This window comes from Wolbachia endosymbiont of Pentidionis agamae, from assembly GCF_036711655.1.
Classification (GTDB): domain Bacteria; phylum Pseudomonadota; class Alphaproteobacteria; order Rickettsiales; family Anaplasmataceae; genus JAZHPY01.
In genome coordinates, this window is record NZ_JAZHPY010000099.1 from 1 (window position 1) to 3,397 (window position 3,397).

The 3,397-nt window shown below is 30.5% G+C and carries 5 protein-coding genes; 4 read left to right on the plus strand and 1 reads right to left on the minus strand.

Going from position 1 to position 3,397, the window contains the following annotated elements; translation table 11 throughout:
- Positions 1-341: 341 nt before the first annotated feature.
- Positions 342-1,265, plus strand: coding sequence for a 4-hydroxy-3-methylbut-2-enyl diphosphate reductase (gene ispH / locus V6U76_RS04900; protein WP_333023998.1), 924 nt, complete (start codon positions 342-344; stop codon positions 1,263-1,265).
- Between the two features lie 99 nt (positions 1,266-1,364).
- On the opposite strand, the gene V6U76_RS04905 is transcribed toward ispH, so the two are convergent.
- Entirely contained in the window at positions 1,365-1,940 is a 576-nt protein-coding gene (locus V6U76_RS04905) for a nitroreductase family protein (RefSeq protein ID WP_333024000.1), read from the minus strand.
- 99 nt (positions 1,941-2,039) lie between these two features.
- Between V6U76_RS04905 and V6U76_RS04910 the strand changes: the two genes are divergently transcribed.
- From V6U76_RS04910 to V6U76_RS04920, 3 genes are read left to right on the plus strand one after another with little or no spacing between them, the layout of a single operon-like run.
- The gene (locus V6U76_RS04910) at positions 2,040-2,585 is read left to right on the plus strand and encodes a biotin transporter BioY (RefSeq protein ID WP_333024002.1); all 546 of its coding nucleotides are present in this window, start codon (positions 2,040-2,042) and stop codon (positions 2,583-2,585) included.
- Positions 2,582-2,968: a DUF1284 domain-containing protein gene (locus V6U76_RS04915; RefSeq protein ID WP_333024003.1), complete on the plus strand. Its 387-nt coding sequence runs from the start codon at positions 2,582-2,584 to the stop codon at positions 2,966-2,968. Before V6U76_RS04910 ends, V6U76_RS04915 begins: the two co-directional genes overlap by 4 nt.
- Before the next feature lies 1 nt (position 2,969).
- Positions 2,970-3,368 (plus strand): EVE domain-containing protein, encoded by a 399-nt coding sequence (locus tag V6U76_RS04920; protein ID WP_333024005.1) that lies wholly within the window; start codon positions 2,970-2,972, stop codon positions 3,366-3,368.
- Positions 3,369-3,397: the final 29 nt, after the last annotated feature.

Below are 3,397 nucleotides of genomic sequence, written 5' to 3' on the forward strand. Positions count from 1 at the left end.
CTCAATTAACAGAGTAATTGCAATTATTATTATGGGGTAAATCAGTCGATTAGACTGTGATTTTAAACATTTGCTTGTGTGAACTACTGTCATAAAGATTTCTGCAATATATCTTAAAATATATTATAAGAATAAAATTTATTGAAGATAGTAGTAAGATAGCAGTGATAAAATTGCTTATGTTATAATAAACTCAACTTTCTTCTAAGCATTTTCTACCTACACCGTTTTTTCTATGCCTTTTTTCTATCACGGACAATATCTGTTTAAAGATACAGCTTGTTTATCCACTAAATATTAATTAGCATTATTACTTATGATACCAGAGTACTGAAAGCAATATGGAGGTTATTTTAGCAGAGCCAAGAGGCTTTTGTGCTGGAGTAAAACGAGCAGTTGATATATTAGATTTGGTCTTAAAGAAGTATGGAAAGAAATATCAAGTATATGTTCTACATGAAATTGTTCACAATCAATGTATAATAGAAGATTTTAAAAATAAGGGAGTAATTTTTATTGATAATGTAGAAGATGTAAAAAGTAATAGTGTGCTAGTGTTTAGTGCTCATGGTATATCAAAGGCAATAGAAGACAGATCAAAAGAAAAAAATGTTATTGTTGTTGATGCAACATGCCCATTAGTAAGTAAAGTGCATAGAGAAGCACAAAGACATAAAAACAATGGAAGAGAGTTGATTTTAATAGGACATAAAGGCCACCCTGAAATTAAAGGCATTATTGGAAGAGTAAATGGTAATGTGATTTTAGTGGAAAATGTAGAAGATGCATATAACATTAAAGTTAATAATGAAAATAATTTATCTTATATCACTCAAACTACTTTAAGTATTGATGATACTAGTAGAATTATCTCTGTTCTAACATCAAGATTTCCTAATATTATAGGCCCTAATTTAAATGATATATGTTATGCAACACAAAATAGACAAAATGCAGTAAAACAATTATCTAAAATAGTAGATATGATATTAGTTATAGGAAGTAAAAATAGTTCAAATTCAAATCGTCTATTAGATCTATGTGTATCAGAAGGAAAAAAAGCTTATTTGATTGATAGTTATCATGATGTAAGAAACGATTTGTTTATAGGAGTAGAAAAATTAGGTATCACTGCTGGCGCTTCTGCTCCTGATATTTTAATACATCAACTAATAAATTATTTAAGAGAAAGTATGGAAATTAAAATTTCTAATATGCCTGGTATAAAAGAAAAGGTGAAATTTAAAATTCCACAAGAACTTTAGCCTACAAAGTAATTGTTAAAGTAAATGATATTTAGAGATAGCATCATAAAAATTGCTCACATGCATACTATGCATTACTTAAGGAGCCAGTCTTTCAATCTAATTCAATTTGTCATAAAAAAATATTTCTTTTATTGGTCTTCTTGTTCTTTTGCTTAATCTTTCTTTTTCCTGTAGTTGATCAGTTTCTTCTTTTTTCTCATAACCAACTGCCATGACTGATATCACATTCAAGTGGTCTCCTATATTAAAGTTTTTCCTTACCTCTTTTTCGTCAAAACCTCCCATTTGATGGGCCATGAGACCCATGGCCGCAGCTTGCAGCATTAATCCATAACTTGCTGCACCGGTATCGTAATTTGCCCAGCGATTAGATTTGTCTTTAGAGCGACGAAAGTTTTTAGTACTAAGAGATATTATTAATATCTGAGCATTTTGTGCCCATACTTGATTTGCTTCAACAAGACAATATAATAACTTATCCCATACATCTCGATTATCCTGCTTATTACATATAATATACCTCCAGGGCTCGGCACCAAAACACGATGGTGCCCACCTTGCTGCTTCTATCAACATTTCGATTTGTTCATGAGATATTATCTTTGTAGTATCATATAGACGCCCACTATGCCTCATCTTTATTAATTCTAATAAATCTTCTTGACTGATCATCCCTTTGTTACTTACTTAGCGTAAATTTTATTGTAACATAGTTTAGGTTAAATTAAACTAACAAAGTTAGATATATTTTTAGCAATGAGGGGTGGCAGCATGTTTATTAGGTTACATAGTATTCCTATAGCAAGTAGATTAATTGAGGTATTATTTTGTGTGCTATTTTTATTTCTTACGTCACAGATAAGTATACCGTTACATCCTGTGCCAATTACACTGCAAACTTTAGGAGTAATGATCATAGGCTTAAAGTTTAGCTCTAGGACTGCATTTTATTCAGTATTCACTTATATATTATTTGGCATAATTGGTGTACCAGTTTTTGCGAATCTTTCTGCTGGATATTATGTTCTTATTGGACCTTCAGGTGGATATTTAATTGGATTCTTAGCAGCAGCTACTATCATAGGTAGTATGAAAGAATTCCTATCAAAACAAGAATTTAAACCTTTTCTGAGTTATTTCCTCAGCTCTTTAGTTGGTACAATCTTAATTTTTATTTTTGGTGTTAGCTGGCTTGCTATTCATGTAGGTTTTAAACAAGCAATTATATCTGGAGTGTTGCCTTTTATTATACCTGGTATAGTAAAGAGCATTTTACTTGCTGCAACTTTACAATATTTAGATTGTACTAAAAAGTGATAAAGTTTCGTCCACATCATTTTATGTGTACGCTTGCATTTCAAGGTTATGGTTACTCTCCTAAGTTTATAGAGAATTATAGAGAAATAGTTAATCAAATAGATGGTAATTCCAATATTCAAATCGAGGTAGTTAATAACCTTGATTCCATCTGTAATGCATGCCCAAATAAAACAAAACAAAATAAATGCAACAAGCAGGCAAAAGTTTCACAATTAGATAGTAGACACATGGAAGTTTTAGGAATAAAAATTGGAGATACTGTAATCTGGAGCGAAATGACAAAAAAAATTAAAGAAGAGATGTCTTTAGAAAAATTTGAATATGCTTGTAGTGGTTGCGAGTGGAAGCCATACGGTATATGTAAAAAGATGATTACCTAAAATGCAATTCTGGCTTTTTAAATCAGAGCCTAGTAAGTTTTCTATATATAATATGGAAACTGACAAGGTGACATCTTGGGATGGGGTACATAATTATCAAGCTCAAAATTATATTAAGATAATGAAATTAGGCGATCTTGCTTTTTTTTATCATACAGAAAATGAAAAATCTATTGTTGGAATAGTGAAAGTACAAAAAGAGTGTTACTTCACTAATAACTCTAAATTTGGGTTAATAGATGTGGAATTTTCAAAGATGTTAAAAAATAGTGTTACACTTGCAAATGTAAGAAAAAATGTGCTGCTAAAAGATATGCGTATGTTAAAACAACCTCGTTTATCTATTTCTCCAGTTCTTCAAAATGAATGGGATGAAATAATAAGAATGAGCGGCTCTTAAATAGTAAGTTTAGCTTAAAAAAAATTGCT